Genomic DNA, 3,241 nt, shown 5'->3' with positions numbered 1-3,241 from the left:
AGGAGACAGCGATGGCGCGCACGGCATTTCTCGGACTGGGCGTCATGGGTTTCCATATGGCGGGGCATCTGGCGCGGGCGGGCCGCTCGGTCACGGTGTGGAACCGCACGGCGGCAAAGGCTGATGCCTGGAAGGCCGTGCACCGGGGCGAGGCGGCAAAGGACCCGGCCACGGCGGTGTTCGGGGCGGAATATGTGCTGATGTGCCTGGGCGATGACCCCGATGTGCTGGCGGTGTTCGAGGCGTTCGAGCCGAGCCTCGGGGCGGGGATGACGGTGATCGACCATACGACGGCGTCGGCGAGCCTTGCGCGGGAGCTGTCGGAGCGCTGCCGGGCGAAGGGCGCGCATTTCATTGATGCGCCGGTTTCCGGCGGCGAGGCGGGCGCGATCAATGGCAAGCTGACGGTGATGTGCGGCGGCGAGGCGGCGGCGTTTGCAGCCGCCGAGCCTGTGATGGCGGCGTTCTCACGCAAGATCACACGGATCGGGGAGAGCGGGGCGGGGCAGCTGGCCAAATCGGTCAACCAGATCTGCATTGCCGGGATCGTGCAGGGGCTGGCCGAGGGGCTGCATTTTGCCGAAGCGGCGGGGCTAGACGCGGCGAAGGTGATCGAGGCGATCTCAGGCGGGGCGGCGCAGAGCTGGCAGATGGAAAACCGCTGGCAGACCATGGTGGAGGGCAAGTTCGATTTCGGCTTTGCGGTCGACTGGATGCGCAAGGATCTGCGCATCACCCTAGACGCGGCGCGTGACAATGGCGCGGGCCTGCCGCTGACGGCCATGATAGACCAGTATTACGCCGATGTGCAGGCGATGGGCGGCGGGCGCTGGGACACCTCCAGCCTGATTGCGCGCCTCAACAGAAAGCCTGACTGATGGGTATATGCCGTGTCGATATTCACCTTCCCGGTGGCGGGGAGACTTTCGACATCGCAATCCGGATCGTCAAAGCGGCAGACCCGATCGACTATCTGGTGCTGCAGCCCGAACAGACCGACCGCCGGCTCATCCAGGTCATCATGCGCGATGGGCCCGTGCAGGCGCTGCTCGATAATCTCCAGTCCCTGCTCGAAGACCGCTCCGGCTGGCGCGTGACGGTCGTTCAGATCGGCGTCACCCTGCCCAAGCTGCCGTCGCCAAAGAATGAGAAGAAGAAAGCCAGCTCCCAGCACACCCGCGAGGCGCTCTACATCCAGGTCTCAAGCAACGCCAAGCCCAACTGGGACTATGTCCTGATGGTGTTCCTGTCGACGATCGTGGCCGCGGTCGGGCTTGTCTCTGACGGGGTTGCTGCCGTGATTGGCGCCATGGTCATCGCGCCGCTGCTGGGGCCGATCATGGGGCTGGCCATGGGCGCGGCGCTGGGCGAAGTCGCGCTTCTACGGAAAGGCGTACTCAGCCTGGTGATGGGCATTGGCGTGGCACTGGGGGTGTCCTTCCTGCTGGCGCTGGTCATGCCGGCCAACTTTGAAAGCCGGGAGTTGATGTCCCGGGCCGAGGTGCGGCTCGACGGGCTGGCGCTGGCGATGGCGGCAGGCGGGGCGGCGGCACTGTCGGTGACCCGCGGCACGGCGTCGGCGCTTGTCGGGGTGATGGTGGCCGCGGCGCTGCTTCCGCCGGCGGCAGCGGTCGGGCTGTTTGCGGGCTATGGCGAGGGCGAGCTGGCCCTGCGGGCGGCGCTGCTGCTGAGCCTCAATGTGGCGTCCCTGATCCTGTCGGCGCTGATCGTGTTCCGCCTGCGGCGCATCCGGCCGCGCAAATGGATCGAGCAGAAACATGCCGACCGGGCAATCTGGATCAATGCGATCCTGTCGGGCGTGTTTCTGATCGTGGCGGTCGCGCTGATCCTGATGCTGGATCTTGGGTCCACGGTGCAGCTGCGCAGTTGAAAGGCAGCAGAAGCGGCCCGGCAACTGGCCGGGCCTGAACTGTATGCTGCTTATTCCGATACGAATCTCGGACAGTCACGTACGAATTGGCGGAACGCTTCGTCTGGCGCTGGCAGGGACACCTCGACGGCGCGCAGACCGCCAACTTCGACCTGAGTGGTCTGCCCTTTATAGAGCGCCTCGACGGCGGCGTAGGCGACTTCCGGCTGGGCGGCTTGGGCGACGTTCAGCTTCCGGCGGTAGAGGAAGCGGGAAGCGTCGCGTGGGCGTTCGCCGTCAACGATCACCCGGCCGCCCATACCTCGCACCTGCTGGCTGGAAGCGAAGTAATCCTCGTCGGTAAAGTCGACCGGGGCGAGCGAGAACATGACCGACAAGCCTTTCTCCTCACTGCAGCTGAAGAGGGCGCCGGTGCGGGAGGTATCGGACGTATGGACGATGACACCGGAATAGGCGATGCGGCGCTCTTCGAGAGGCTTGCGGCGATCTTCGGCCGCATAGACGTCAAAGGTCCGGAGGGTCCAGGCGGCAGGTTCGGCGGCGACGGCACTGGCGGAGGTGTTGGCGGAGGCCGAGGCAGACAGGGCGAGACCTGCCAGGGCGGCTGTGAGGAGGAGGCTACGCATGGTTCGGGGATCCTTCTTGTTCGTTTTTCAATGATTATTCATTGAAAAACGATATGTCAACGACAAAGCAGCGTGGAATTTGACTGCAGGGCTCAACGGCAGCTTCTGCACGGACCGGAGCGCTGGTAAGCTGCGCCGGGTCCATCAGGAACCCATTCACTCGGCCAAGGGGAGGGGCGCGTGGCGAAAAGCGAGAACAAGACGAAGGTGACGGCGGTGACGCCGGAGGCATTCATCGCCGCATTGGAGGACGGGCCGCGCAAGCGCGACGCCGAACGGTTGCTGCCCTGGATGGCTGAGGTGACGGGGCTGACGCCGAGGATGTGGGGCGCGGGCATCATCGGCTTCGGGCGCTATGCCTACACCTATGACAGCGGGCATTCGGGCGAGGCGATGATCACCGGATTTTCGCCGCGCAAGGCCAATATGGTGGTCTATGTGATGCCGGGATATGCGGGCTTTGAGGCCATGCTCGCGCGGCTGGGGCCGCACAAGATTGGCAAGAGCTGTCTCTATCTGGGCGCGCTGGACAAGATCGATCTGGATGTGCTGGCGGAGATTGTCCGCGCGGGGATGGATCATATCCGCAAGACCCATGAGACCTGGGATGCCTGATTGGCCAGATTTGGCGGCGCGGGATGGACACGGCGCGCGACCGGCTTCATCCAACGCACCTTTAGCGTCATCGATGCGCTGACAGACGAACCCTTTTTCCGGAGCCACT

At 64.9% G+C, this 3,241-nt stretch carries 4 protein-coding genes; 3 read left to right on the top strand and 1 reads right to left on the bottom strand.

All coding sequences use genetic code 11. The features are described 5' to 3' along the window. The first annotated feature begins 11 nt into the window (after positions 1-11). Both ACK4SV_RS16365 and ACK4SV_RS16360 read left to right on the top strand, forming a co-directional pair. Entirely contained in the window at positions 12-878 is an 867-nt protein-coding gene (locus ACK4SV_RS16365; RefSeq protein ID WP_409918909.1) for an NAD(P)-dependent oxidoreductase, read from the top strand. Continuing rightward, positions 878-1,891, top strand: a complete 1,014-nt coding sequence (locus tag ACK4SV_RS16360) for a TIGR00341 family protein (protein ID WP_409918908.1) — start codon at positions 878-880, stop codon at positions 1,889-1,891. The genes ACK4SV_RS16365 and ACK4SV_RS16360 overlap by 1 nt, the downstream gene beginning before the upstream one ends. 50 nt (positions 1,892-1,941) lie before the next feature. On the opposite strand, the gene ACK4SV_RS16355 is transcribed toward ACK4SV_RS16360, so the two are convergent. Continuing rightward, entirely contained in the window at positions 1,942-2,517 is a 576-nt protein-coding gene (locus ACK4SV_RS16355; RefSeq protein ID WP_409918907.1) for a hypothetical protein, read from the bottom strand. A gap of 180 nt (positions 2,518-2,697) precedes the next feature. Between ACK4SV_RS16355 and ACK4SV_RS16350 the strand changes: the two genes are divergently transcribed. Then, a complete protein-coding gene (locus ACK4SV_RS16350) occupies positions 2,698-3,132 on the top strand; it encodes a DUF1801 domain-containing protein (protein ID WP_409918906.1) in 435 nt (144 codons plus the stop codon). The last annotated feature ends 109 nt before the right edge of the window (positions 3,133-3,241 follow it).

The sequence above is a fragment of the Hyphomonas sp. genome, from assembly GCF_046313735.1.
In the GTDB taxonomy this organism is placed as follows: Bacteria; Pseudomonadota; Alphaproteobacteria; order Caulobacterales; family Hyphomonadaceae; genus Hyphomonas.
This window is presented reverse-complemented; position numbering and strand designations above follow the sequence as displayed.